25 protein-coding genes and 1 pseudogene are annotated in these 24,659 nt (G+C 50.2%); 14 read left to right on the top strand and 12 right to left on the bottom strand.

From position 1 onward, the window contains the following. Positions 1-90 precede the first annotated feature (90 nt). Both CX650_RS04590 and CX650_RS04585 read right to left on the bottom strand, forming a co-directional pair. Positions 91-300, bottom strand: a pseudogene (locus CX650_RS04590) (integrase core domain-containing protein); the annotation flags it as partial. Between the two features lie 83 nt (positions 301-383). Further along, positions 384-1,082, bottom strand: a complete 699-nt coding sequence (locus tag CX650_RS04585; RefSeq protein WP_101095135.1) for a DUF3334 family protein — start codon at positions 1,080-1,082, stop codon at positions 384-386. A 314-nt stretch (positions 1,083-1,396) separates the two neighbouring features. Here CX650_RS04585 and CX650_RS04580 point away from each other — a divergent pair, with 314 nt between their 5' ends. The 5 genes from CX650_RS04580 to crr all read left to right on the top strand — a co-directional run bounded on the left by CX650_RS04580 (position 1,397) and on the right by crr (position 6,465). Next, a complete protein-coding gene (locus CX650_RS04580; RefSeq protein WP_101095134.1) occupies positions 1,397-3,031 on the top strand; it encodes a methyl-accepting chemotaxis protein in 1,635 nt (544 codons plus the stop codon). Positions 3,032-3,410: 379 nt separating this feature from the next. After that, entirely contained in the window at positions 3,411-3,800 is a 390-nt protein-coding gene (locus CX650_RS04575; RefSeq protein ID WP_101095133.1) for an ACT domain-containing protein, read from the top strand. A 79-nt stretch (positions 3,801-3,879) separates the two neighbouring features. After that, positions 3,880-4,137 carry an HPr family phosphocarrier protein gene (locus tag CX650_RS04570; RefSeq protein ID WP_101095132.1) on the top strand — a complete coding sequence of 86 codons (258 nt, stop codon included), beginning with the start codon at positions 3,880-3,882 and terminating at the stop codon, positions 4,135-4,137. Between the two features lie 11 nt (positions 4,138-4,148). Next, entirely contained in the window at positions 4,149-5,852 is a 1,704-nt protein-coding gene (gene ptsP / locus CX650_RS04565; RefSeq protein WP_101095131.1) for a phosphoenolpyruvate--protein phosphotransferase, read from the top strand. Between the two features lie 103 nt (positions 5,853-5,955). Further along, positions 5,956-6,465 (top strand): PTS glucose transporter subunit IIA, encoded by a 510-nt coding sequence (crr, locus tag CX650_RS04560; protein ID WP_039036123.1) that lies wholly within the window; start codon positions 5,956-5,958, stop codon positions 6,463-6,465. A 140-nt stretch (positions 6,466-6,605) separates the two neighbouring features. Here crr and CX650_RS04555 read toward each other — a convergent pair whose 3' ends face one another. The 6 genes from CX650_RS04555 to CX650_RS04530 are packed head-to-tail and all read right to left on the bottom strand — an operon-like array spanning position 6,606 to position 12,628. After that, positions 6,606-7,328, bottom strand: a complete 723-nt coding sequence (locus CX650_RS04555; RefSeq protein ID WP_101095130.1) for a response regulator — start codon at positions 7,326-7,328, stop codon at positions 6,606-6,608. After that, on the bottom strand, positions 7,303-8,988 hold the full coding sequence (locus tag CX650_RS04550; RefSeq protein ID WP_101095137.1) for an ATP-binding protein: 1,686 nt from the start codon (positions 8,986-8,988) through the stop codon (positions 7,303-7,305). Before CX650_RS04550 ends, CX650_RS04555 begins: the two co-directional genes overlap by 26 nt. A gap of 10 nt (positions 8,989-8,998) precedes the next feature. Beyond that, on the bottom strand, positions 8,999-10,516 hold the full coding sequence (locus tag CX650_RS04545) for a tripartite tricarboxylate transporter permease (protein WP_101095129.1): 1,518 nt from the start codon (positions 10,514-10,516) through the stop codon (positions 8,999-9,001). Positions 10,517-10,519: 3 nt separating this feature from the next. After that, on the bottom strand, positions 10,520-10,993 hold the full coding sequence (locus CX650_RS04540; RefSeq protein WP_101095128.1) for a tripartite tricarboxylate transporter TctB family protein: 474 nt from the start codon (positions 10,991-10,993) through the stop codon (positions 10,520-10,522). A gap of 13 nt (positions 10,994-11,006) precedes the next feature. After that, positions 11,007-11,924: a tripartite tricarboxylate transporter substrate binding protein gene (locus CX650_RS04535; protein ID WP_226684893.1), complete on the bottom strand. Its 918-nt coding sequence runs from the start codon at positions 11,922-11,924 to the stop codon at positions 11,007-11,009. A 44-nt stretch (positions 11,925-11,968) separates the two neighbouring features. Then, the gene (locus tag CX650_RS04530) at positions 11,969-12,628 is read right to left on the bottom strand and encodes a hypothetical protein (RefSeq protein ID WP_101095126.1); all 660 of its coding nucleotides are present in this window, start codon (positions 12,626-12,628) and stop codon (positions 11,969-11,971) included. 391 nt (positions 12,629-13,019) lie between these two features. On the opposite strand from CX650_RS04530, the gene CX650_RS04525 reads away from it, so the two are divergent. The 9 genes from CX650_RS04525 (at position 13,020) to CX650_RS04485 (ending at position 20,467) form a co-directional block, all read left to right on the top strand. Continuing rightward, positions 13,020-13,370: an ArsC family reductase gene (locus CX650_RS04525; RefSeq protein WP_101095125.1), complete on the top strand. Its 351-nt coding sequence runs from the start codon at positions 13,020-13,022 to the stop codon at positions 13,368-13,370. Further along, a complete protein-coding gene (gene dapE / locus CX650_RS04520) occupies positions 13,367-14,500 on the top strand; it encodes a succinyl-diaminopimelate desuccinylase (protein ID WP_101095124.1) in 1,134 nt (377 codons plus the stop codon). Before CX650_RS04525 ends, dapE begins: the two co-directional genes overlap by 4 nt. Before the next feature lie 3 nt (positions 14,501-14,503). Next, complete coding sequence (locus CX650_RS04515; protein WP_101095123.1) at positions 14,504-15,229, top strand: M15 family metallopeptidase; 726 nt, start codon at positions 14,504-14,506, stop codon at positions 15,227-15,229. Between the two features lie 127 nt (positions 15,230-15,356). Next, the gene (locus tag CX650_RS04510) at positions 15,357-16,190 is read left to right on the top strand and encodes an alpha/beta fold hydrolase (protein ID WP_101095122.1); all 834 of its coding nucleotides are present in this window, start codon (positions 15,357-15,359) and stop codon (positions 16,188-16,190) included. A gap of 103 nt (positions 16,191-16,293) precedes the next feature. Then, positions 16,294-16,905 (top strand): carbonate dehydratase, encoded by a 612-nt coding sequence (gene can / locus CX650_RS04505; protein ID WP_044734561.1) that lies wholly within the window; start codon positions 16,294-16,296, stop codon positions 16,903-16,905. Between the two features lie 237 nt (positions 16,906-17,142). Continuing rightward, positions 17,143-18,330 (top strand): 8-amino-3,8-dideoxy-alpha-D-manno-octulosonate transaminase KdnA, encoded by a 1,188-nt coding sequence (gene kdnA, locus CX650_RS04500; RefSeq protein WP_025890027.1) that lies wholly within the window; start codon positions 17,143-17,145, stop codon positions 18,328-18,330. 20 nt (positions 18,331-18,350) lie between these two features. Continuing rightward, a complete protein-coding gene (gene kdnB, locus CX650_RS04495; RefSeq protein WP_025890026.1) occupies positions 18,351-19,421 on the top strand; it encodes a 3-deoxy-alpha-D-manno-octulosonate 8-oxidase KdnB in 1,071 nt (356 codons plus the stop codon). Positions 19,422-19,489: 68 nt separating this feature from the next. After that, positions 19,490-20,227, top strand: coding sequence for an 8-amino-3,8-dideoxy-manno-octulosonate cytidylyltransferase KdsB (gene kdsB / locus CX650_RS04490; protein ID WP_025010251.1), 738 nt, complete (start codon positions 19,490-19,492; stop codon positions 20,225-20,227). A gap of 21 nt (positions 20,228-20,248) precedes the next feature. Then, positions 20,249-20,467, top strand: coding sequence for a DUF2897 family protein (locus tag CX650_RS04485; RefSeq protein WP_025010250.1), 219 nt, complete (start codon positions 20,249-20,251; stop codon positions 20,465-20,467). Between the two features lie 73 nt (positions 20,468-20,540). Here the strand turns inward: CX650_RS04485 and CX650_RS04480 are convergent, their stop codons facing one another. The 4 genes from CX650_RS04480 to pgl form a co-directional block, all read right to left on the bottom strand. Then, positions 20,541-20,957, bottom strand: a complete 417-nt coding sequence (locus CX650_RS04480; RefSeq protein ID WP_025010249.1) for a hypothetical protein — start codon at positions 20,955-20,957, stop codon at positions 20,541-20,543. 499 nt (positions 20,958-21,456) lie between these two features. Then, positions 21,457-22,098 carry a bifunctional 4-hydroxy-2-oxoglutarate aldolase/2-dehydro-3-deoxy-phosphogluconate aldolase gene (locus CX650_RS04475; RefSeq protein ID WP_096141904.1) on the bottom strand — a complete coding sequence of 214 codons (642 nt, stop codon included), beginning with the start codon at positions 22,096-22,098 and terminating at the stop codon, positions 21,457-21,459. A gap of 19 nt (positions 22,099-22,117) precedes the next feature. Beyond that, the gene (edd, locus tag CX650_RS04470; protein ID WP_101095121.1) at positions 22,118-23,944 is read right to left on the bottom strand and encodes a phosphogluconate dehydratase; all 1,827 of its coding nucleotides are present in this window, start codon (positions 23,942-23,944) and stop codon (positions 22,118-22,120) included. Between the two features lie 9 nt (positions 23,945-23,953). Next, positions 23,954-24,658 (bottom strand): 6-phosphogluconolactonase, encoded by a 705-nt coding sequence (gene pgl, locus CX650_RS04465; protein WP_044734564.1) that lies wholly within the window; start codon positions 24,656-24,658, stop codon positions 23,954-23,956. Between the last annotated feature and the right edge of the window lies 1 nt (position 24,659).

Genomic DNA, 24,659 nt, shown 5'->3' with positions numbered 1-24,659 from the left:
TCTAATTCCTTAATTATGAATTCAAACTGATTAGTACAAATCGGACGCGGGATGGAGCAGCATGGTAGCTCGTCGGGCTCAGCCTTTCCCCTAAATTAATACCAATCTCTTGATGAGATTTTCCAGCTTATGCTGCTTGGCATACGCAACAGGCGGCATATAGTTCGGTGAACTATGAGGGCGAACATGGTCGTAGTGTTCACGCCATAGCTCGATTTAGTATCAAGCCCCGTCCAAGGTTCTGAACCAGTGCTGGTTCAGAGATTCATTTCGGAATTTGCCATTCAGACTTTCCACAAATTGGTAAGTAGGGGCCGGGGAAGCTATTTCGAATCGATTCCCCGACATGCTGAAATGAACAAAACCACCGTCACCTCCGGGGGTCAAATTCCCAACTCTTTGAACAGATCATCAGTGTCATCATCAACATTTGCTGCTTTCACCCAAGGAGATTCAGGAGCTTTACTCTGTGACTGTTGACTGCCATGGCGAGCCAGTAGCAGATCAGGATCAAATTCTTCATCGGTTTCAAACTCTGCCAGACGAATAAACTCTGTCTTGTCCATAGCAAATTCAAGATAAAATATATGGTTATTTTCTGTTTTGAAGGACACTCTACGAGCAATGGGCTCGTCCAAGTTGGCATCAATCGATATCGTCAGTTCCTTGTTTATAGTCAGCATCTTTGGCTGGCTTTGGCTAATAGAAGTTTGCAGCTCCTTGGATACCTTGCCGATAAAATCCCCCAGCATCTGATTCATCAACTCACCCATTACATCACCCACCTCATCTGAGGTATGGGAGAAAGCTAACTCTTCCTCCGGCATGCCCATATGCAGCATGTAGCGGCGATAGATTTCCAACGCGGCGGCCGCTGAAAAGTTGATCACCACCAGGCCGGAAAAACCGCCATCAAAGATAGAGAAACAACCGAGATCCGGCTTAAGCCGAGTGCGGGTAATACGCTGTACGACTCCAGCATGAGACAAAGAACTTGCTGTAGTGGCTGATAAGACATGGGTCACAGAATGGCAAAGCTTCAGTAAAATATCGTCTGAACTAATGACTTGAGGTGTATTCATGAAAAGAGACCAATAATAGACATAGGGTTAATCTTGAGCCCTTCAGGCAAAAAAATCAAAATAAAAACAATTAATTAGCCCACAAGGTTAACTAAAGTGACTTAGCACGGCTTAAGCTTCTGATATTTGAGCCGATATCCTCTGTGCAGCATTGAGAGCAGCGAAGCAAGGAGCTCTTTTTAGGCTTGATATAAGCTGAACAATGAGCCCGATCAACAAAGCAATACACACAAGGTAAAAAGGTTTCACTTGGTTTTTCCATCGCGTTATAGTCGCTGCCAACTACCTAATAAGAAATAACAAAGGAGTACAAAATGGCATTACTCAGGAAGCTCACCATTCTTCAGCGCCTTATCCTTATGTTGGTTCTGGCCGCGATAGGCACCCTGTGTTTCGCCAGTTTTTCCATCAAAGAACAGTATGATAATCTGATAACTCAAAAATGGCTGCAAAATGATGCCCAACTGAACACGGCCCTGTCTGTAGTTGCCGCACATCGCACTCAGACACAGGCGGGTAAACTGACTCTCGAAGAGGCTCAACAAGAGTCAGCTGCCTTGGTGGGCCAGATGCGTTATGGCCGTGAAGGTTACTTTATTCTGCTCTCAGATCAGGGAAAAATCATCGCCCACGGCGCTGAGCCGTCGCTGGTGGGCCAAGCCATTGCCGATTATCGTATCAAGGATGGCAGCAATCCGCTGGCCCAGCTACAACAACAAGCCAAGGTCAATGGCACAGGCAAACTCAGCTATGAGATCCGCAACCCAGCCAGTGGTAATAGCGAAGAAAAGCTCACCGAATCCAGATATGACAAAGATTGGGGCTGGACTCTGCTCACCGGCACATATATCAGCGATGTCAACGCCACAATGAAGTCAGTCTCAATCGATTATCTGATCATTATGATGTTGATTTCAGCGCCGATTTTCATCTTCTTTCTGGTGCTCAATCAATCCATTACCGCGCCACTCAAGACCGCCATCGCCGCAATGGAGGATATTGCCCAAGGTGAAGGCGATCTCAGTAAAAGGCTCGAAGGTCAAGGCCGTGATGAAGTAGCAGCACTCGCCCGTGCCTTTAACAGTTTTGTAGAGAAGATAGGTAGAACCGTCAGCGAATTGCAGCCACTTGGTGCATCGCTGGGCGAGGACGCCGAGCACCTGACAGTCGCAGTCAAAGAGTCCAACCACAGCGCCGATAACATCCACAGGGAAACCGCCAGCGTGGCCACCGCCGTGAATCAGATGCTGGCAACCACCCAGGAGATGGCCAACAATACTCAGCAGGCTGCCGATGCCGCTTCCAGCGTCAAACAACAAGCCCTCAGCGGTAAAGAGACCATGGATGCGACACTGGCAAACTGCCAGGAGCTGGTGCGCGAACTGCAGGCCGCAGAAAACCTTACCGAAACCCTGGGTCAGGCTTCAGGCAGAATTGGCGGCATTCTCGATGTGATCCGTACCATTGCCGAACAAACCAACCTTTTGGCACTCAACGCCGCCATCGAAGCCGCCCGCGCCGGTACTCACGGCCGCGGCTTTGCAGTAGTGGCCGATGAAGTGCGCGCCCTTGCCAACCGCACTCAGGACTCCACCAACGAAATTCACAAGCTGATCAGTGAAATTCAATCCGGTGTCAGCGCAGTTATGGAGAGTAACAGCCAAACACAGAGCCAATCCTCCGAGCTGCAAAAACAAGCCGAAGCGGCAGGCTCTGCCATGGATCAAATCCTTTCCCTGGTAGCACAGATAAGCGATATGAATACCCAACTCGCTAGCGCTACCGAAGAGCAATCTTTGGTGACCGAAGAGATCAATCGCAATGTCAGCACCATTTCCGAGCTGACTCAAGTTTCAGTGCAAGCCAATGCCAGCAACCAAAGCGCGGCAATGTCGCTTGAGCAAATCAGCCAGAACATGCGCCGCACTCTGGGGCAATTCAAGATCTAACATCTCGAGGGGCAGAACGTATTCTGCCCCTTTCTTATTGTGATAAACTAAGAAAGGTCCTCGTGGCACTCTGGTTTGCACAGCAATTGGCGTTCAAGACATCTGACTGAAGGCATGCCGGGGCCTGTCGAAGTTGGATAAAGAGAGAGCCGGTTGCTGTGAAAGCCCCCAAGGGCGTGGCTTACAGGCCTGCCCGCTGTGTTCTGCTTCTTGCAAAGGACTAGGACCATTTGCTGCGAACCACGCCTTACATCCAGGCCTGTAAGCCGACGCAGAGCACACATGGGACTTTTTCTACCTTCCCGGAGTTTGCCGTACCCGGCAGGTGATACCGCAGCGGCGCCCATAAGTCGCCCGGGCGAGAAAAGAGGTATTGGCTTTGCGCATGACATTGGCGGTCTATCCGCAGCTATTCACTATCCACAGTTTCAGCTCAGATACCCAGGTTCCGGCCGAGGTACTGAGCCAGCCGCTGTTTTTTATCGCCAAAACCCGCGAGGAACTGTCGGTAGTCGTCGATTGTAAACTGGAGCTCGATAGCCTGGAGCAGGAAGAAGACTGGCGTTGTCTTGAGCTTTTAGGGCCGCTCGGCTTTTCAATGACGGGTATCATGGCCAGAGTCTCTGCTACTCTCGCCGATGCCCATGTGAGTATTTTTACTGTTTCAACCTTCGATACCGACTATATACTGCTGACGAAAGATAAGTTGGATACCGCCATTCGCGCCCTCAGAAAGCAGCAATATCAGGTTATTGAATATGGCAATTGACGGCTTGGTCGCCGGAGTATTGCAAAACGTCAGCCGTTACCGGATATTATTCAGTTAATTACATGAGTCAAAGAAGTCTATGTACGAAAAAACCGTCACTATTACCGCCAAACACGGGATCCATACCCGCCCTGCCGCACTGCTGGTAAAAGAGGCGAAACAGTACGATTGTGATGTGGTGGTTGAGTGCCAGGGCAAACAAGCCAGTGCCAAGAGTCTGTTCAAGTTGCAGACACTGGGGCTCTATCAAGGCGTGTCTGTCAGAGTATTTGCCGAAGGTGAACAAGCTCGCGAAGCCGTTGAACGGGTGTCGGAACTGTTGATCACCTTAAGTTGAGAGGAACACAGATGCGCCTCGCCGGAATTGCAGTCTCATCGGGTATCGCCTTCGGAGAAGCGGTAGTCTACAACCCCTTTGACAACAGCATGGACTACCGCCTGCTGCCACTTGCCAAAATCCCCCAAGAGCTGAATAAGCTCACCCAGGCATTGCAGCGCTTGTGCCAGCAGTTACAAACCAGCCTGGATAAACTGACCGAAGATTCAGACAACTTCCAATTGGTGGAAGCCGATCTGCTGTTGCTGGAAGATGCCGAACTTGTTCAACAAATTCGCGAGTCCATCAGTGGGCTGCAGTTTTCGGCGACCGCGGCAGTAGAGCGGGTCTTTGCCCACCAGGCCAGTGAACTTGAAGCGTTGGAAGACCCTTATCTAGCAAACCGGGCCCAGGACGTACGTTGCCTCGGCAGACGACTTATCAGTAGTATCAACGGCGCCGATGCCGATGGCCTGGATAAACTCAAGCATGACTCCATCTTGTTGGCCCAGGATCTGACACCGGCGGAATTTGCCCTATTGCCCCTTGAACATATCAAAGGCATCATACTGAAAACCGGTGGCCTCACCAGTCACACTGCTATCTTGGCCCGTGCTGCCGGCATCCCCGCCCTGCTTTCCTGCAACTATCAAGCAGGCAATATCAATGCCGGCGATCAACTCATTCTGGATGCCAACCAAGGTGCCTTGTTTGTTCGCCCTGAGCAAACCGAAGTCACAGAGCTTAAGCAGAGATTTGAACGAGAACAGGCAAGACGCAGTGCGCTGGAGCAATACCGGGACAGACAGACCCAGACCCGGGACGGCAAACGCATAAGCCTAATGGCCAACGTGGGTAACCTCAATGAGATCTCTCGCCTGCACCAGGTCGGTGCAGAAGGAATAGGCCTGTTTCGTACCGAATTCATGCTGATGGATGTCAGTTGCATTCCAGATGAAAAGGCTCAGTACAACCTCTATTGCGATGCCCTGCAGCTACTCAATGGCCAGCCCTTTACCATACGTACACTGGATATAGGTGCTGACAAGGAACTGCCTTGCCTGGATCAGGCAATCGAAGACAATCCAGCACTTGGCATGCGCGGCCTGCGCTACACCCTTAAACATCCTGAAATCCTGCAGACACAGCTACGGGCCGTGTTGCGCGCCGCCAATCATGGCCCGGTTCGGCTGATGTTGCCCATGGTTAATCAGGTTGAAGAGTTGGATGCCGTCCTGGATATGCTGGAGCACTGCAAACAGCAGCTCAGCGAGGCCGAGAAAGGCTATGGAGACATCAGCCTCGGCATAGTGGTGGAAACCCCTGCCGCGGTTATGAACCTGCCAACGCTGCTGCCAAAGCTGGACTTTATCAGCATAGGGACCAATGACTTGACGCAATATGCCATGGCGGCGGACAGAACCAACCCTGAATTAACCCGGGATTATCCCTCATTTTCACCGGCGATCCTCAGGCTGATTGCCATGACAATAGCAGACGCCAAAGCGGCCGGCATCAGGGTCTCTTTGTGCGGAGAGCTGGCAGGCGATCCGCGCATTGCGCCAATACTGATGGGCATGGGGCTGGACGAGTTGTCGGTCAACCCCGGCTCTGTGCTGGAAGTAAAAGCGGCGCTGTGCGAGGGTAACTTCAGTCAATTTGCAAAGCAGGCCCAAAAAGCACTCACCTGCACTCGATTGTCTGAATTGACATCCTTGATCTCCCTCTGTCATTAAGGCAGTTAATTCAGTATGCTAAGCAAAAATCCCCTTCCCCAACCTGAACGTTGTCGAGGGACTGTTTAACCGGAAACCAAAAACAAAAAGGACAAAACAACCCATGGGATTTTTAAGCCGGATCCGCCGCATGGTATCGGGGCAGCCCACCATAGAAGGCGGTATTAAAGTTTATGCCCCTATCAGTGGCGATATTGTTGCCATTGAAAAAGTCCCGGATGTGGTCTTCGCCGAAAAAATTGTCGGTGATGGCATTGCCATAGAACCCAAAGGCCAATTTATGCTGGCGCCGATTGACGGTACCATAGGCAAAATTTTTGAAACCAACCATGCCTTCAGCATAGAGTCGCCCCAAGGGTTGGAACTGTTTGTTCACTTCGGCGTTGGTACCATAGAGCTCAGAGGCAAAGGCTTCAAACGCTTGGCACAGGAAGGTCAAGACGTTAAAGCCGGCGAACCTATACTGGAGTTTGACCTCGAGTTTCTCAAAGATCAGGTCAACAGCCTGCTCACCCCTGTGGTGCTGGCTAATATGGAAGACGTAAAGTACCTGGAAAAACGCCAGGGTAGCGTCAGCGCCGGCAAAGATGTGATATTTACGGTTCAAGTCTGAGATAATCCCCAATAATACTCAAATGCATTATTTGACATAGTGCATTTGAGTACAGCTCAGCGTACACGACCTTGTGGTTGCGGTTCATTCAAAAATCGCCGTTCCTGGAACAGATAATTCTCTCACTTAGCCATATCGCATCAGCTTTTGTTTAAGGTGATAAAACGATAACTTCGTTCCGGACGGCCAATAGCCCCGTAATTTTGATCAACAATCAACTCATCAATCGCCAGCATATATTCCAAATAACGCCGTGCAGTTGAACGACTCATGCCGACAAGCGCCCCCATTTGTTGTGCGGTATAACTTTGTTTCGGATGTTCTGTAAACACGCAACGGATTTTATCTAAAGTCAAGGCATCCACACCTTTGGGTAAACGAACCGATGCTTGATTACTCGATTGCTTATCCCCCCCAAATAGAGTGTCTGCGATGGATTGGGTTACTTCTTCCGCTACCGAGAGACAGTATTGGCGAGCTTCGAAGCGAGCAAGTGCTTGGTCTAAACGCTTTAACATTAAAGGTTTAACAAGAAAATCACATACTCCCAATTGCATGGCTTGTTCTAAAATGGTGACTTCCTTGGCTGCTGTAATCAACATCACATCACTTTTGAGTCCTTGCTTACGAACTTGTTGTAACAACTCAAGTCCAGAACCATCCGGCAGATAAATATCCAATAAAATTAGGTCAGGTTGTAATGCTTTTAACAAACCGGTCGCAACTTTTATGCTACCGGCACAACCCACAACTTGATACTGTCCCTGGCGTACAGTGTCTTGAGTTTGGGGAAACAGTAAATACTGAGCCAACAATTGTGAGACGGCAACTTCATCTTCAACAATGATTACTGAATACGCCATGAGAAGTTCCTTTAACATGTTTCTTCGGAATGTAAACGGTAATCCTTGCACCGCCTAAATCAGATTCTCCCAATTCCAATGTACCACCACAAGATTCCAAATGCGTTTTCACCAAATACAACCCTACCCCATGTTGTGCACCCGTTTTCGAACTGTATTGCGGTGTAAAAATGGCAGCTTTGTCAGCTCCTAGCCCTATACCACTATCTTCAACATCGAATATAATATTTTGCGCCGTTTCATCAATGGTCACTAACACACGAGGCACCCGCATGTGTTGTACCTTTTGCACCGCCTCAATCGCATTGTCAATCAGATTGCCCAAAATAGACACCATGCGTTCCAGAAGTTCCTTGCGTTCAATACTGCATAACAAACTATCATTATTCAGCTCCACGCTGACATTCACTTCCCGGGCTTTGTGGTACTTACCCAGTAATAATCCAGCGATAACAGGTTCTTGAATATGGGTCAATAAACTTTCAATCTGAGCCTGTGAACCTTGGCTCTCTTGGCCAATTAGCTCAATCGCCTTATCCAACTCTCCCATTTGGATTAACGCACCAATAGTGTTTAATTTATTTGAGTAATCATGAGTTTGTACCCGCAATAACTCAGCAAATGCCTGTACCTTGGCTAATTGTTGCGATAAATATTCTAACTCATCAGCAGGACGCATACTCAATAGCACACCGTCATTGTAGCCGTGGGCTTGAAGTAAAAAACGTGATAAAACCAGACGTTTATCGGCAGCAAACAACTCGAAACCTAGAATACGGCGGCTTGGATTACGCAATAAAAATTCTGCATGTTCCGGCAATAGGTCACTTAAATGAAGACTTTGATGCTGGATACGCAACGGTTGCTCCAGGATTTCACAAGCCCGTTGATTTATTTTCCGTACATTCCCATTAGGATCAAGTGCAATAATGCCGGAACGCACAGTGTTCAAGATGGCTTCCTGTTCAGCAAATAGCCTTGCTATTTCATCTGGTTGCAATCCAAATATGGCGTTCCGCACCCATCGACCAATAAATATGGCAGCAAAAATACTAAATAACAGTAACGAAATACAGCCCCAAATCAGTATACTACTGCGTTCTAAAATCAACAATTCAACAGAGCCGGCCAAAAAACCGACAGATACCAAACCTAAGACCTCACCATTATGATCATGAACCGGTACCTTGCCACGAATAGATTCACCTAAACTCCCAGTGGCCTCAGAAACATAATACTCGCCACGCAATCCAGCTTCTGAGTCTTCCCCAACCATGTGTTGACCTATTCGCGTTGGTTCAGGATGCACCAGACGAATTTTTTCAGTATTGCCTATGACAATAAAATCAGCATTTACTTGCTGACGTAATTGTTCCATTTTAGCATTGAGCTCAGGGTGTTCATTCGCTTCCTTCTCGGCTTTTAAAGCCATGATCACATCCGGCCTAGACGCTATTGACATAGCCAAGGCTAACGCCTTTCCCCCTACTTCTTGATGAAAATTTTGTGTGATCACATTATAAACCAATGCAAAAAAGAACAATGCTTGAAACACACAGACGCCAACAACCCAAATAATTAATCTGGTTTCCAATTTTTTTGGACGGCGAATCGCTTTGAATGCGGACGTAGAGATTGCCGCTTGTTCTGAATTCCGCATGATATCCATCCTATAAATTGGCATCCTGACGAAGATACTTATTCAAAAAACTTTTTAATGGAATAAGCAACACGAGTATCGCAACAATACCTATAGCTAATGTAAGAGGCCGTTCCCATAAAAAGCTAATTGAACCATCAAAAATCATCACGGCACGACGATAATTTCGCTCAATCATATCTCCTAAAATAAACCCTAGTAATAAAGGCGCCATAGGAAAGCTTAGCAAGCGCAGAACAAGAGCTATAACAGCAACACCCACCATCATAAATAAATCGAAGGTATTGAATGTCACTAAATAAACTCCAATTAAGCTGAAGAATAGAATCATTACCGTTAACACTGCCCGCGGCAAGGTTAATGCTTTAGCAAAGTAAGGAATCAAGGGTAGGTTCAGAATAAGCAATACAATATTACCAAAATACATACTGATAATAACAGACCAAAACACTGCAGGATTTTCTTGCATTAGTGTAGGACCAGGCTGAATGCCATAAGCTATTAGTGCACCAAGCATAATCGCTGTGGTTCCTGAACCAGGTATCCCAAGTGTCAATAGAGGGACAAAGGAGCCGGTACAAGCTGCATTATTTGCAGATTCCGGTGCAGCTAAACCTCGCATTGAACCTTGTCCAAAGCGTTCCTGTAATGCTTTCGGTGCCAAATTACGCTCACAGGCGTATGCCATAAAACTTGCGATAGTTGCGCCAGCCCCCGGTAATACACCAATTAGAAAACCCAATAAGGATGAACGCCCAACAGTAGGCGCAAGTTCCTTTACTTCCGCTTTACTCAGCTTGGTCGAACCTATTTTAGGCGTGCCCATGTCCTGTTCTCCAGGATTTTTTTGTTCCGGGCGAATTACATTAATCAAAGCTTCCGATAACGCGAAGGTCGCCATGGCAACTAATAGAAAGCTCACACCATCAAGCAAATCTGCTTGCCCAAAGGTAAAACGTTCAGTACCTGAAGAGGGATCTATACCTATAGTAGCTAACATCAATCCAAAGACTGTCATCATCATGGCTTTTAAAAATTGACCTTTATTAGAAAAGGCTGCAATTGCCGTTAACCCCAGGAACATCAACATCATATAATCCGCAGAATGAAAGCTTAAACTCACCTCTGCCAATAAGGGGGCGGCGACCATCAGCATCAACGCGCCAATGGTTCCACCAGTGAAAGACGCATAAGCCGCAATCGCCAAAGCTTTGCCTGCGTGTCCTTGCTTTGCCATAGGGTAACCATCAAAGGACGATGCCACTGTACCGGCCACCCCGGGCGCATTAATTAAAATAGATGACGTTGAGCCTCCAAATATAGCGCCATAATAAACACCAGCCATCAAAATCATGCCGGAGTCAGCGCCTATACTGTAGGTAATAGGGATCATCAGCGCGATCGCAGTCATGGGGCCTAAACCGGGTAACATGCCAATAAAGGTTCCCACAAAACAACCTATGATCACGTACATCAAGTTTTGCCAAGCAAAAGCGGTTGATAAGCCTGTTAAGATTCCATCTAACATGATTTAACTCCAAAATTCACCGGGGGCAAGATAAACACCTAATAACTGGGTCATGATGATCCAAAAAACAATCACAACAGGGATTGATGCCAACAATAATGTTTTTTTACGTCTTTCACCCATCAACCAAAAACCGAAAAGTAAAAAAAGTGCTGTTGACAATACAAAACCCAGAGGTTCCAGCAATCCGCTATAAAGCAGCATAAGTATTATCAACAATAATGTTTGACGGATACTTTTCCAGCTTATGGTCGTTTTAATTTCCCGTTTATTATTCACTGGCGATTTCACTATTTCTGCTATCATTGCCAGTAAACAAATCACTATCCCTAATACTGTGTACAACTTTGGTAAGCTTGCTGAATTAACACTTTCGTACTCTTCAAATGGCATCAGGGGTATCTGCCAAGCATAAATGCCATAACAAACAAATAGCAGCAAAAATAGTGTTGGTCCTATGAGCTCTCGATTCATCATAGTCATCTCTCCTTTAACGATGGATAAAGCCCAACGCTTCCATTGCGACACGAAGCTGCTGTTCTTGTGCTTCCAATACATCAACAAAGCCGTCCTGGCTGGTAAATAATGTGCGCCAGCCATTACGTTGACGTACGCTCTCCCATTCAGGTGTCGCCATTAAACGTTGAAACCTGTCACTGTATTCCTGCACTTTTGCTTTTGAGACATCTGGGGCAGCAAAAAAGCCGCGCCAATTTACAAATTCCATGTCATAACCCAGTGTTTTCATAGTGGGGAGTTGTGGATATTCCACCAAAGGTTCATCAGCAGTGATCGCAAGGATCCTTACCTGACCCGCACGCATCATATCGAGCGCTTCGCTTAACCCGGTCGATAAGAGATTTACTTCACCGGACAGCAAGCCCGCCTTGGCTTTTCCACCTGCATCATAAGGAATATACCTGAGCAGTCTGCCATCAATACCTGCCGCTTGAACTGCCTGTGCGGCAACTAAATGGTCCATAGACCCGCGGGCTGAGCCACCTGCTACTTTGATCGTTTTTGGATCCCTGCGTAAGGCTTCAATAACATCGTGCCAGCTTTGATAGGGAGAATCTGCACGCACAGCAAACGCCCCGTAGTCGGCAATAACGCTGGCAACTGGTGTCAAATCGCGATAGCTGTAAGGCAACTGTCCCGAAAGCGCTCGCAGCACTATCGGCGTAGAATTAACCATCAACATATCGCCTTTTTTCGTTCCCGACTCAATCAAATAAGCAATCGCGCGGCCGCCTCCACCACCAGAAATATTCTGGAATGAGGTGTTGTCATCCAGTCCCGACTTCACCATGGCTTCGCCAACAGCTCTTGCTGTTGTATCCCAGCCCCCGCCTGGCCCTCCTGGAATAAGAAAGTGCGTTTCTGCGCGACCTTGGACACTGCAGAGCATCAAGGCGTATGCCACTATGGCGATCAACCGATAAGTTATCTTGATCATTGTCCTTCTCCTTTAACCCGGATTTGGTACAGGTGCGTCGCATCCAATACAGGGAAAACCATGAACACCATTTCCCGGACGTAATCTTTAATTTCTTTTGAGGGATGTAGAACAAAATTACTTAATCGCCTTGATAAGGTGTTCCGGACGAATAATGTTCTTACGTTGGTTTTACGTCGCTGTGCCTTTAACTCATCGTTTTGCCCCCTTCCAAGAAAGCAATCATTCGTGATTCGGCATTCGAATAAACAACCACCGTCAGCGAACTTACGGGACTTTTGCCTATAGACTCGCCATTTATCGCAATTAAGCCCCTTGAATGGATATGTGTTCTTCACTCTGAACTGCCCAGAAGAATTACAGTCAAACACCTGATAGATGGCGGGAAAATGTTTAAAACATCTTTGTGGGCAACCAGGCTCAGTTCGCCATTGCGTTAAACAGAGAAATCTGCGTTCTATAGCACGCTTTAACTGTCTAATGCCTAAGCAGAGTACGCGGACGACCGGGATAACTGCCCCTAATCCACCAACAAAGCTAATTGGCAAAATATCTGTTTGCGCTTTACAAGAAAGAGCATGGGACTGTGACTTTGCTATTATCTCGGTTACTTCCCGATAACCCAGGGCATTGATAAAAATAAGCTTATTATTCATTGGCTAATTCCTATTCTGCGTCCGCATTCAATAAGGTTGCTGACGTACAGGACAGCCTAGTGTTAAACCGGGGTTAATATAAGATTGCGAAATTAATTTCCATAAAAACCTTTGACGAAATTTTCTCCATTAAACGCATGCCCAAAATGAACAAAACTAAGGATGGTGCGAATAAGTCCTCGTAGCACTCTCTTGAGGTAAAGAGTGGCTTGCACAGCAATTGGCGTTCAAGGCATCTGACTGAAGTCATGCCGGGCCTGTTGAAGTTGGATAATGCAGAGAGCCGGTTACTGTAAATTCCCCCATCAAGATAGCCCTTTTCATCGGTTTAGCCTTTGTTATACTCGCTGACAATCACGAACTATAAGCAATATAGAGAAACGGACTCATCATGACAGATAGACTCTATGGGATTAAAAACTGCGACACGGTAAAAAAAGCACGAAAATGGTTGGAGGCCAAGGGCCTGCAAGTGACATTTGTGGATTTTCGTGAGCAGGAACTTTCACAAGACACACTCAAGGCCTGGGTCGAGCGCATCGGCTGGGAGGCGGTGCTGAACAAACGCTCCACCAGTTTTCGCGCGTTGGATGACGCCGATAAGCAGGATATCGATAGTGCCAAGGCGATATCCCTGATGCTGGCCAATCCAACCCTTATCAAACGTCCAGTATTGACCCGGGGCCAAGATGTGATGACCGGCTTTAAAGAAACCGACTACCAAGCGTGGTTCGGACTATGAGTCAACAGGTGCTTGAACTTGCCAAGGAGTTGATCTCCCGGGCATCTGTTACCCCTCTGGATGAGGGCTGTCAGGCATTGATGGCCGAGCGACTCGCCAAGCTGGGTTTTGCCAACGAATCCATGGTGTTTGAAGATACCACCAATCTCTGGTCTCGCCGCGGTACTCAGGGGCCGGTATTTTGTTTTGCCGGCCATACCGATGTGGTACCGCCGGGGGACTTGGCCAATTGGCATACTCCGCCCTTCGAGCCAGTGGTCATCGACGACTATCTTCACGGCCGCGGCGCCGCGGATATGAAAGGCTCGCTGGCGGCCATGGTGGTGGCCACCGAGCGTTTTGTGACCGCCCATCCGCACCATCAAGGCTCTATCGCTTTTCTGATCACCAGCGATGAAGAAGGCCCCTTTATCAACGGCACCACCCGGGTGATAGACACCCTGGAAGCGCGCAATGAAAAGATCACCTGGGCCTTGGTCGGTGAGCCATCCAGTACCCTCAAACTGGGCGACGTAGTCAAAAATGGCCGCCGCGGCAGCCTCACCGGTAATCTCGTCGTCAAGGGTATTCAAGGACATGTGGCCTACCCTCATCTGGCGGATAACCCAGTGCACAAGGCTGCGCCGGCGCTGGCCGAACTTGCCGCCATGCAGTGGGACAAAGGCAATGAGTTTTTCCCGCCGACCAGTTTTCAAATAGCCAATATCAATGGCGGCACCGGGGCATCCAACGTGATCCCGGGTGAACTCAAGGTGATGTTCAACTTCCGTTACTCCACCGAAGTCACCGCCGAAGAACTGATTAAGCGGGTCGAGAATATCCTCGATGCCCATGGACTGAATTATGAGCTTGGCTGGATCTTCAACGGCCTGCCATTTTTGACCGGCGATGGCCCACTGCTTGAAGCGACCCGCCAAGCGATTAAAGAGGTAACAGGCTCAGAGACCGATCCGCAAACCTCGGGTGGCACTTCAGATGGGCGCTTTATTGCCCCTACCGGTGCTCAGGTAATAGAGTTGGGTCCGGTGAATGCCACCATTCACAAGGTCAATGAGTGCGTGAAAGTCGCAGATCTCGAGCTGTTGGCCCAGTGTTATCAGCGTATCCTGGAAAAACTGTTGTTGGAGTAAGTGATGGCAAGGGGCGATTTTCTCTATGGTATGGAGACTGAAAAAGCGCCGCTAAGGACACTGGTTAGTCTAAGCGGCAGTGAAAGCGGTTCAGGCGCTGAAGTTTGGCTGGAAGCCGAGACGGCCAAGGCCTTTCTTGAGATGCAGGCCGCTGCCGAGCAAGATGGCATCGCCCTGGCCATCTGCTCTGGTTATCGCAGCTTTGAGCGTCAACTCACAATTTGGAATGCCAAAGCCTCAGGGAAGCGCCCTCTACTGGATAAAGACTCACGTCCAGTGAGTGACATCGGCGCGCTCAGTGATGATGAGTTAGTGGCGCTTATTTTGCTTTGGTCGGCGCTGCCTGGCGCCTCTCGCCACCACTGGGGGACGGACGTCGATCTCTTCGACAGCGCCCAAATCAGCAAGCATGAACTCAAGTTGGTTAACGCCGAGTATGAACCCCAGGGCCCTTGCTATAAATTGAACCTGTGGCTGGACGAACGCGCCCCGGATTTTGGCTTCTACCGCCCTTTTCAGGCAGGCCTCAGTGGCGTCAGCCCGGAGCGCTGGCACTTAAGTTTCCTACCAAAGGCCAAAGGGTTTCTCGAGCAGTTTAATAGCGAGCGTCTGCGGCAAATACTCGACCACAGTGACATAACACTCAAGCAAGGTTTGCTTAGACGTTTGCCGGAACTGGTCGAGACTTATGTGAGGCACATTGCCCCCTATCCGGAAAGCCTCACATAAATGCCATTGAAGTAGGTTTGAATGAGCGAGTTTAAATAAACATCATGCAATTTCGTCCCCGGATCCTAAGCCGGCAAACTTGAGGTATCCTGTGTCCCAAACAATAAATCCGGGATACCTTTCAACAATGACTGACTTCAATCAATATCGGCAGCAAATCGAACTCAGGGGCGAAACCCTCAGCTATCTGGATCTGGGCCAGGGCCCTGTGCTGCTGCTCGGCCACAGCTACCTTTGGGACGCCACCATGTGGCAACAACAACTGCCTGTACTGGCGAAACACTACCGCTGCATAGTACCGGATCTCTGGGCCCATGGGCAGTCAGGCGCGATTCCCGCGCATACCGCGAGCCTGGCGGATATCGCCGCCGATATGTTGACCTTGATGGATAAACTCAGTGTCGATGAATTCACTGTTATCGGCTTGTCGGTCGGTGCCATGTGGGGGGCTGAGCTGGTTCTGAAGGCGCCTTCTAGAGTCAAGGCGTTGGTGATGATGGGCAGCTTCCTCGGCTTTGAGCCCGAAGTTACTCGCAACAAATATATGGCCATGTTGGATGGTATCAACCAATTGGGACAAATTCCTGCGCCCATGGCCGAGCAGATAGCACCTATGTTTTTTGCCGTGACCACAGCAAGTTTACGGCCACAACTGCTGAGTGATTTCGCCAGCGCCCTGCAAAGTATTTCACCAGAACGGATCCCTGATACCGTCGCCATGGGCAAACTGATTTTCAATCGCCGCGACGCCATGGAAGATGCCGATAACTTGACTCTGCCCTGTTTAATCATGTCAGGAGTAGAAGACACGGCGCGCACTGTACTGGAATCCTTTTTGATGGTCGATGCCATAGACGGCGCCGAGATGGTGCAGATACCGGCAGCCGGCCATATTTCTGTGTTGGAACAGGGCGATTTTATCAACCAAGCCCTGCTGACGTTTCTTGAAAAGCATCACTGAAATCCGGCCGCGATGGATAGACCAGCGCGGCTTTATTTTCTGATACACTGCCGGAAATAAACCGGACACTGTGGTGTTCCCATAAGCTATTTTGTGAGCCTGAATGAAAATACTGAAACCGCTTTTTGAAAACAACCGCCGCTGGGCAGCCAGAATAAGCACAGAAAACCCACAGTTTTTCGAGCAACTGGCCAAACAGCAAAACCCCGAATATCTCTGGATAGGTTGTTCCGACAGCCGGGTACCCTCCAACCAGATCATAGATCTGATGCCGGGAGAAGTATTTGTACATCGCAATATCGCCAACATGGTGATCCACACAGATCTCAACTGTTTGTCTGTTCTGCAATATGCGGTCGATGTCCTCAAGGTGAAACATATCATGGTGGTGGGCCACTACGGCTGCGGCGGCGTCAGGGCCGCCATGGGTACCGACAGACTCGGGCTTATCGACAACTGGCTGGGGCATCTCAGGGATATCTACCGCCTGCACCATCAGGAGCTTGAACACCTCAATGACAAGCAGAAGTTTGACCGCCTCTGTGAGCTCAATGTGATTGAGCAGGTCGCCAATGTCACCAGCAGCAACATAGTCCAGGAAGCCTGGGCCAAGGGACAAAATCTGTCGATACACGGCTGGATATATGGAATAGACAATGGGCTTTTGACCGATCTTGACGTCACAGTGGATGGCGGACATCAAAGGGTGGAATGATCCAAACAGACAAGGGGCGCAGCAGCGCCCCTTGCTTTATCGGTGAAATTTTACGCAGTTGGATTTTTTCCGAAAGAAAGCATCGCAGTATGTTGGCCACCCCGTTATAATTCTGCAGTTAACACGGGTGCTCAGTCATCCGGTCACCCGGCGCATTTCGCGTGACAGCCTTATGGCATAAGGCCTTTTCTGGCGTGACCCTCCCAGAGCACAACACTATCTAAGGAGACACCTTCCATGCCCGGTTTTGAATTGTTTGGTCCTGAAGAAAAACAGGAAGTAGCAGACGTCATGGAGAACGGATTCACCTTCCGTTACAACTTTGATGCCATGCGTAATGATCGCTGGAAAACCCGCGATATGGAGCAGCTCTTATGTGACAAGATGAATGTCAAGCATGCTCACCTGCTCTCCAGCGGTACTGCCGCCCTGCAAACCGCGCTGGCCGCCGCCGGTATCGGCGCCGGGGATGAAGTGATTGTTCCTCCTTTCACCTTTGTCGCTTCTGTTGAGGCAGTATTCATGGCCGGCGCCATTCCGGTATTTGCCGAAATCGATGAAACTCTGTGTCTGTCACCAGAAGGAATTGAAGCCGCTATAACCCCTCGCACCAAGGCAGTAAACCTGGTACACATGTGCGGTTCCATGGCCAAGATGGACGAAATCAAAGCCATCTGTGAAAAACACAATCTGGTACTGCTGGAAGATGCCTGTCAGGCTATCGGCGGCAGCTACAAAGGTCAGGCACTGGGTACCATAGGTGCTGTAGGTTGTTTCTCTTTCGACTCGGTTAAAACCATCACCTGTGGTGAAGGTGGCGCTGTGATCACCAATGATGAAACCATCTACAACCACGCCCACATGTTCTCTGACCACGGCCATGATCATATAGGTAATGACCGCGGCGCCGAGTCTCACCCTATCATGGGTCTCAACTTCCGTATCAGCGAGATGAACGCCGCCCTGGGTCTGGCTCAGCTGCGCAAACTGGACACCATAGTGGAGATCCAGCGTCGCAACAAAAAGCTTATCAAAGACGCCATGGCCGATATTGAAGAAGTTACTTTCCGCGAAATTCCGGATCCTGAAGGCGACAGCGCCGGTTTCCTCAGCTTTATGCTGCCAACCGAGCAGCGCACTCAGGAAGTCAGCAAGGCGCTCTCCGCCAACGGTGTAGATGGTTGCTTCTACTGGTATGTCAACAACTGGCACTACCTGAAGAACTGGCATCACATTCAGCAGCTCAAGAGCCCTGCTGCCCTGCCGATCACATTAATCGAAGATCGTCCGGATTATACTAAGGTTTCTGTGCCCAAATCTGACGCTATCATGAGCCGGACCATTTCCATGCTGATCAAGCTGTCCTGGACTGAAGAACAGATTGCCGAGCGCATTGCCAACATCAAGAAAGCATTTGCCCAATAACCTAAAGGGAGCTGGTTGCTATGAGTTTCAAGAATTTTAAAGTCGTCCCCAAAATGATCTTTGGTCGCGGTTCTTTTGTCCAACTGGATGAAGTGCTGGCCGCCGAGCGCAAAGAAGCCAACGATTTCGTGGTTTTCGTAGTGGATGACGTTCACAAGGGCAAGCCACTGGAAGGCCGTTTGCCTTTGAAAGAGCAAGATTTCTTGCTGTGGGTCAATGTCGATGATGAGCCAACCACAGAGCAGGTTGACAGCCTTACCGAGCAGGTTCAGGCATTCAACAGCAAACTGCCAGTGAGCGTAGTCGGTCTTGGCGGCGGCGCCACCATGGATCTGGCCAAAGCCGTATCTTTGATGCTGACCAACCCAGGCGGTTCTGCCAAGTATCAAGGCTGGGATCTGATCAAGAACCCTGCGATTCACCATATCGGTATCCCTACCATTTCCGGTACAGGTGCCGAAGCTTCACGTACTGCGGTGCTGTGCGGCCCTGAGCGTAAACTGGGTCTGAACTCTGACTACACAGTATTCGATCAGATCATCATGGACTCCGAGCTGATTGCCGGCGTACCCACAGACCAATGGTTCTACACAGGTATGGACTGCTATATCCACTGTGTTGAGTCTCTGCAAGGTACCTTCCTGAACGAGTTCTCACGCGCCTACGCCGAGAAGTCCATGGATATGTGCCGTGAAGTATTCCTGGGCGATCACCCTGAGAAAGACGACAAGCTGATGATGGCCTCCTTCATGGGCGGTATGAGTATCGCCTATAGCCAGGTAGGTGCCTGTCACGCGGTTTCTTACGGTCTGTCTTATATTCTGGGTTATCACCACGGTATTGGTAACTGTATCGCCTTCGACGTACTGGAAGAATTCTACCCTGAAGGGGTTGAAGAGTTCCGCGCCATGATGAAGAAGCACAACATCCAGTTGCCTAAAAACATCTGTAAAGACCTGCCGGACGAAACCATTGCCGCCATGGTTAAAGTCACCAAGAGCATGGGTCCTTTGTGGGCCAACGTCTATGGTGACAGCTGGCAGGAAAAAGTCACCGATGAGATGCTGACCAAGCTGTTCCGTCGTATCTAAGCCGGTAAATGACTGCTATGATTAGGGCTCTTTATGAGCCCTTTCTTCTTGAATACTAGGAAAATTGAATGAAAGTCACCCTGTTGATCCCTGCACGCTATGGTTCCAGCCGCTTTCCCGGCAAACCTCTGGCACCGATTAACGGTAAACCTATGATCCAGCACGTTTATGAGCGCGCCGGACTGGCCAAAGGGTTGGATAACATCTATGTGGCAACCGATGATGTACGCATCAAGGACGCTGTAGAGGCCTTTGGCGGCAATGTTGTGATGACCGGCGCCGAAGCGGCCTCCGGCACCGACAGGATTAACGATGCCATTACTCAATTGGGGTTGGCGGATGACGATCTGGTGATCAATCTGCAAGGGGATCAACCCCTGATTGATCCCATCTCCATAGAGCAGATCATCAGTCTGTTCCAGCGTCATCCCGGTGAGTTTGAAATGGCCACCCTCGGCTATCAGATCACCGAAGAGGAAGAACTGGACGATCCCAAGCATGTGAAGATGGTGTTCGACAACGAATTCTATGCGCTTTATTTCTCCCGCGCCCGGATCCCATTCGGCCGTGATGTCAGCGACTACCCTGTCTATAAGCATCTTGGGGTTTATGCCTACACCCGTCGTTTTGTCGAGACCTTTGCCAAGCTGCCTTTGGGCAGACTGGAAGATCTGGAAAAACTGGAGCAACTGCGGGCCCTGGAATATGGTCACAAGATCAAGGTCGCCATCAGCGCATTTGACTCGCCAGAGGTAGATACACCTGAAGATATCCGCCGCTGTGAACAGCGCCTGGCCGTAGACTGAAGCAGGTAGCAAGAGATGGAAATGTCATCTTTGGAAGTCTGGTTGATCATCATTTTGGTGATAGGCGTTATTGCCAGCAACCTGGCAGTGCTCAAGTACAGTGCCAAGTTCAAAATGCCGCAATTTGGCCAGCACAGTAAAGACAAGCAGATAAAGCGTAAGGGTGAAGCCGCTGGCAACACGGATAAAGCCCCGAGCTCCCAGGCTGATGGAAAACATCAGGACAAAAACAAAGACTGACACAAAAAAGGCGCCATTGGCGCCTTTTCCATATCCATCTCTACTTAAACCTAGACTTGAACAGGGCTTAGGCTCAATAAAACTGCACATCGGAAACCCGGGTCAACCGGACACCATCAACCACCATCTGCCAGTCGCTTCCGACCCTGTGTGGCGGCTCTGACACTTCAAAACGACTGGAGATAAAACCGATCCCCACTTCAAAGTCGTTACCATCAAACTTCTGGATACCACCACTTATCGAGGTGCGGCTGTTGCCATCATAACGCTGATACTCCACAGAGCCATCGTGCTGAATAAGCAGATACATGTCAGCACTCTGCCACTCTCCGGCATACTCGGCCTTGTCCAGCGGCAAGGGCTGGCCGCAACCACCAAGGAGCCAGGCAAAAGCCAAAACCAGCATATATCTGAGACCGGAACATAGCCCGCTCAGTTTGCTGGCTTTAGATGAGTAAACAGATGAAGGAATTACCGCTGAGTCGTACATGACAAAACTCCTTTTAATCAGATCCTGAAACGATTAGTGACGAAAGCCGCTGGCGAAAAAGGTGTTTCCACAGACAGGGCAAGACATTTTAATGGGTAACGGCTGAAATCCAAGTAAAACCATGATGCAGAGTCCAACTGGTACTGCTAACCAGTTGCTGGCAAAATGAGAAATGATCTTGGCTTCAGTGATATGGTCGGTTTGGGGCTGAAACGAACATGCCGGACAATGACAGGCGTTGTAATGCTTGATGATGCGCTCAAGTCTCACAAAAGGCTCCTCCCTGAGTCATACAGCTTATTTATCGGCAGCCGTTGCAGCAACAACAGAACTGACCAATAAAAACCAATCGCCTACCCTTTCCAAATCAAGCTACCCTAAAGCCAATAACAGTGCAAGCCAGCCTAAAGGACTAAAATTGTTGATTTTGTTGCCTATAAAAACACCGGAGCAAAGAAAAGGCTACCTCGGGTAGCCTTATTCATTCACTGCCAGATGCTCACAGCGCCGCGATGGCTTCCTGGCATAGCCTGGTGATCCTGGCCCAGTCGCCCTGCTCCATCGCTTCCACCGGGGCAATCCAGCTGCCACCGATACAATCGACATTCCCCAGCGCCAGATAGTCTTTATAGCTGCTCGGGGTGATCCCGCCTGTTGGGCAGAAACGGACATCGGCCAGTGGACCACTGAAAGCCTTGAGCGCATTGACCCCGCCAGAAGCCTCTGCTGGGAAGAACTTGAAGTGGGTATAGCCCAGACCCAGCCCCACCATGACTTCGGAGATACTGGCCACCCCAGGAATAAGCGGGATCTTACCGGCTTTACCCGCTTTGAGCAGTTCTACAGTTGCCCCCGGGGTGATGGCAAACTGAGCGCCGGCCTCTGCTGCCTGCGCCAATTGCGCTTCATTCAGTATGGTACCGGCGCCGACCAAGGCTTCCGGTACCTCGGCAGCTATCCGCCCTATGGCCTCGAGGGCACAATCGGTACGCAGCGTCACTTCCAGTACCCGAATACCACCGGCAACCAAGGCCTTGGCCAGGGGCACCGCATGTTCAATCTTGTTGATAACCATTACCGGAATGATCGGGCTCAGTTTAAATATGTCCTGAGGTTGCAAGGACCAGTTATTCTCAAGCATGTACTTTATTCCTTAATGATTAGTAATAGTCATCTATGGCACTGGTACTGCGAGCACCGGTTTCAGGGCTGCTGAGATTGGCGCGCAGCGCACTGAACAGCTCACGGCCCATGCCGTAACGCACACTTCTCAATTCCACTTTATCGGCACTTCTTGCGGCCAGTTGCTGCTCATCGACCAGCAGACTGAGTTCGCCCTTTTCGGCATCGACCCGCACCAAATCACCGCTGTGCACCTTGGCTATCATACCGCCATCTAGCGCTTCCGGCGTCAGGTGAATGGCCGCTGGCACCTTGCCTGAGGCTCCTGACATACGGCCATCGGTCACCAGGGCAACTTTAAAGCCCCTGTCCTGCAAGGTCCCGAGAATGGGGGTCAGCTTATGCAGCTCGGGCATGCCGTTGGCCTTGGGGCCTTGCCCCTTGACCACCACCACGCAGTCCTTATCCAGTTTACCACTGGTAAAGAGCTCATTGAGTTGGTTCTGATCGTCGATAACCACAGCCGGTGCTTCCACCACTCTGTGTTGCTCCTGCACCGCAGAAACCTTGATAACCGCCCGGCCCAGATTACCCTTGAGCAGCTTAAGACCGCCGTTGCTCTGAAACGGCTTGGCCACTGAAGTCAGCACTTCGCTGTCCAGACTTTCGGTCGGGCCATCCACCCAGCTGAGCTCGCCATTGAGCAACTTGGGCTCCTTGGTGTAACGCTCAAGACCAAAGCCGGCCACTGTGTTGACGTCTTGATGCAGTAAACCGGCATCCAGCAACTGCCGCACCAGATAAGCCATACCACCGGCAGCATGAAAATGGTTGATGTCGGCATGGCCGTTGGGATAAACCCTGGCCAGCAGCGGCACCACATCCGACAATTCGGAGAAATCGTCCCAGTTGACTATGATGCCGGCCGCACGGGCCGCCGCCACTATATGCATGGTGAGATTGGTCGAACCACCGGTGGCCAGCAGAGCCACTATGCCGTTGACTATCGACTTTTCACAAACCAGTTCGCCTATGGGACTGTATTGGCTGCCAAGTTCGGTCAGACGGCACACCTGTTTGGCGGCCGCTTTATTGAGCGCCTCACGCAAAGGGTCGTCCGGATTGACAAATGAGGAGCCGGGTAACTGCAGCCCCATGACTTCCAGCATCAACTGGTTGCTGTTGGCCGTACCGTAGAAGGTACAGGTTCCCGCGCTGTGATAGGACTTGGACTCGGCTTCGAGCAAGGCGGCTCTATCGACCTTGCCTTCAGCAAACTGTTGGCGAATACGGGCTTTTTCCTTGTTGGGGATCCCAGACTTCATCGGTCCCGCCGGCACAAACAGCATGGGCAGATGACCAAAGCTCAGGGCGCCTATCAGTAGCCCAGGGACTATCTTGTCACAAATACCCAGCAGCAAGGCACCATCAAACATATTGTGGGACAGGCCAACAGCGGTAGCCATGGCAATCACTTCACGGCTCAGCAGGCTGAGCTCCATTCCGGGTTGCCCCTGGGTGACACCGTCACACATGGCCGGTACACCGCCTGCCACCTGAGCAACACTGCCCACTTCATTGCAGGCCTGTTTCAGCAATTCAGGATAGTGTTCATAGGGTTGGTGCGCCGAAAGCATGTCATTGAATGCTGTTACTATGCCTATGTTGGCCTTGGTCAGCTGGCGCAGGCTGTATTTATCGGCTGGCTGACAAGCGGCAAACCCATGGGCCAGATTGCCGCAGCTCAAGCTGCTGCGGTGCACGCCCTTGGCCCTGGCTTCGGCCAATGCCGCCAGGTACTTGCCCCTGTGCTCTTGGCTGCGGGCAATAATCCTGTCTGTTACGGCTTGAACTCTTGGGTGCATCTTGCCTCCTTAAGCGCTCCAGAACACATCGACCGGGGTCTTGCGCTGCGCCAACACGGCGCGGATCGGCATTTCCCTGGGATCGTCACTCTCGAGAGCTTGGTGATATACGGAAAGTTTGGTTTCACCGACCAGATGCAGATAGATCTGGCGGCTGCCGAGCACGGCTTTACGGCTCAGGCTGATCCTGGCGTGAGGCGCATTGCCCGGATGCACGGCGCACAGCAGTGCATCGGTTTCCAGCGCCTCGGTCAGTTGCGCTTCGGGGGCGCAGGGAAACCAGGAGCAGGTATGACCATCATTGCCCATTCCCAACACGACCACATCGAAAGGCCGTGGGAAGTTGGCCAACTGCTCTGTGGCCATACTCAAACCCGCTTCCGGGCTGGCAAACATATTCTTCAGGCCACGAAACTTGGCACTGGCGGCGCGATTTTGCAGTAGATGCTCGCGCACCAGGCGCTCGTTGGAGTCCTTGTCTTCGGCATCCACCCAGCGCTCGTCGGCGAGCGTAATGTAAACATCGCTCCAGTCGATCATCTTGTGGCTGAGCTCGGCAAACAGTTTCAGTGGCGTCGAACCACCGGAAACCACCAGGCTAGCCTTGCCGCGGCTATCTATCGCGTTTTGCAGCGCGCCGGCAATACGCTCGGCCAACTGGGCTTCCAGCGCAGTTGGGTTGTCGAACGATTTGAATACGGTTTCTTTAATCATG

The sequence above is a fragment of the Shewanella indica genome (assembly GCF_002836975.1).
In the GTDB taxonomy this organism is placed as follows: domain Bacteria; phylum Pseudomonadota; class Gammaproteobacteria; order Enterobacterales; family Shewanellaceae; genus Shewanella; species Shewanella indica.
This window is presented reverse-complemented; position numbering and strand designations above follow the sequence as displayed.

Coding starts and splice junctions, on each gene's coding strand:
- CX650_RS04585 (WP_101095135.1), bottom strand. CDS start 1,082: ATGAATACACCTCAAGTCATTAGTTCAGACGATATTTTACTGAAGCTT.
- CX650_RS04580 (WP_101095134.1), top strand. CDS start 1,397: ATGGCATTACTCAGGAAGCTCACCATTCTTCAGCGCCTTATCCTTATG.
- CX650_RS04570 (WP_101095132.1), top strand. CDS start 3,880: ATGTACGAAAAAACCGTCACTATTACCGCCAAACACGGGATCCATACC.
- ptsP (WP_101095131.1), top strand. CDS start 4,149: ATGCGCCTCGCCGGAATTGCAGTCTCATCGGGTATCGCCTTCGGAGAA.
- crr (WP_039036123.1), top strand. CDS start 5,956: ATGGGATTTTTAAGCCGGATCCGCCGCATGGTATCGGGGCAGCCCACC.
- CX650_RS04555 (WP_101095130.1), bottom strand. CDS start 7,328: ATGGCGTATTCAGTAATCATTGTTGAAGATGAAGTTGCCGTCTCACAA.
- CX650_RS04550 (WP_101095137.1), bottom strand. CDS start 8,988: ATGCGGAATTCAGAACAAGCGGCAATCTCTACGTCCGCATTCAAAGCG.
- CX650_RS04545 (WP_101095129.1), bottom strand. CDS start 10,516: ATGTTAGATGGAATCTTAACAGGCTTATCAACCGCTTTTGCTTGGCAA.
- CX650_RS04540 (WP_101095128.1), bottom strand. CDS start 10,993: ATGATGAATCGAGAGCTCATAGGACCAACACTATTTTTGCTGCTATTT.
- CX650_RS04535 (WP_226684893.1), bottom strand. CDS start 11,924: ATGCTCTGCAGTGTCCAAGGTCGCGCAGAAACGCACTTTCTTATTCCA.
- CX650_RS04530 (WP_101095126.1), bottom strand. CDS start 12,628: ATGAATAATAAGCTTATTTTTATCAATGCCCTGGGTTATCGGGAAGTA.
- CX650_RS04525 (WP_101095125.1), top strand. CDS start 13,020: ATGACAGATAGACTCTATGGGATTAAAAACTGCGACACGGTAAAAAAA.
- dapE (WP_101095124.1), top strand. CDS start 13,367: ATGAGTCAACAGGTGCTTGAACTTGCCAAGGAGTTGATCTCCCGGGCA.
- CX650_RS04515 (WP_101095123.1), top strand. CDS start 14,504: ATGGCAAGGGGCGATTTTCTCTATGGTATGGAGACTGAAAAAGCGCCG.
- CX650_RS04510 (WP_101095122.1), top strand. CDS start 15,357: ATGACTGACTTCAATCAATATCGGCAGCAAATCGAACTCAGGGGCGAA.
- can (WP_044734561.1), top strand. CDS start 16,294: ATGAAAATACTGAAACCGCTTTTTGAAAACAACCGCCGCTGGGCAGCC.
- kdnA (WP_025890027.1), top strand. CDS start 17,143: ATGCCCGGTTTTGAATTGTTTGGTCCTGAAGAAAAACAGGAAGTAGCA.
- kdnB (WP_025890026.1), top strand. CDS start 18,351: ATGAGTTTCAAGAATTTTAAAGTCGTCCCCAAAATGATCTTTGGTCGC.
- kdsB (WP_025010251.1), top strand. CDS start 19,490: ATGAAAGTCACCCTGTTGATCCCTGCACGCTATGGTTCCAGCCGCTTT.
- CX650_RS04485 (WP_025010250.1), top strand. CDS start 20,249: ATGTCATCTTTGGAAGTCTGGTTGATCATCATTTTGGTGATAGGCGTT.
- CX650_RS04480 (WP_025010249.1), bottom strand. CDS start 20,957: ATGTACGACTCAGCGGTAATTCCTTCATCTGTTTACTCATCTAAAGCC.
- CX650_RS04475 (WP_096141904.1), bottom strand. CDS start 22,098: ATGCTTGAGAATAACTGGTCCTTGCAACCTCAGGACATATTTAAACTG.
- edd (WP_101095121.1), bottom strand. CDS start 23,944: ATGCACCCAAGAGTTCAAGCCGTAACAGACAGGATTATTGCCCGCAGC.
- pgl (WP_044734564.1), bottom strand. CDS start 24,658: ATGATTAAAGAAACCGTATTCAAATCGTTCGACAACCCAACTGCGCTG.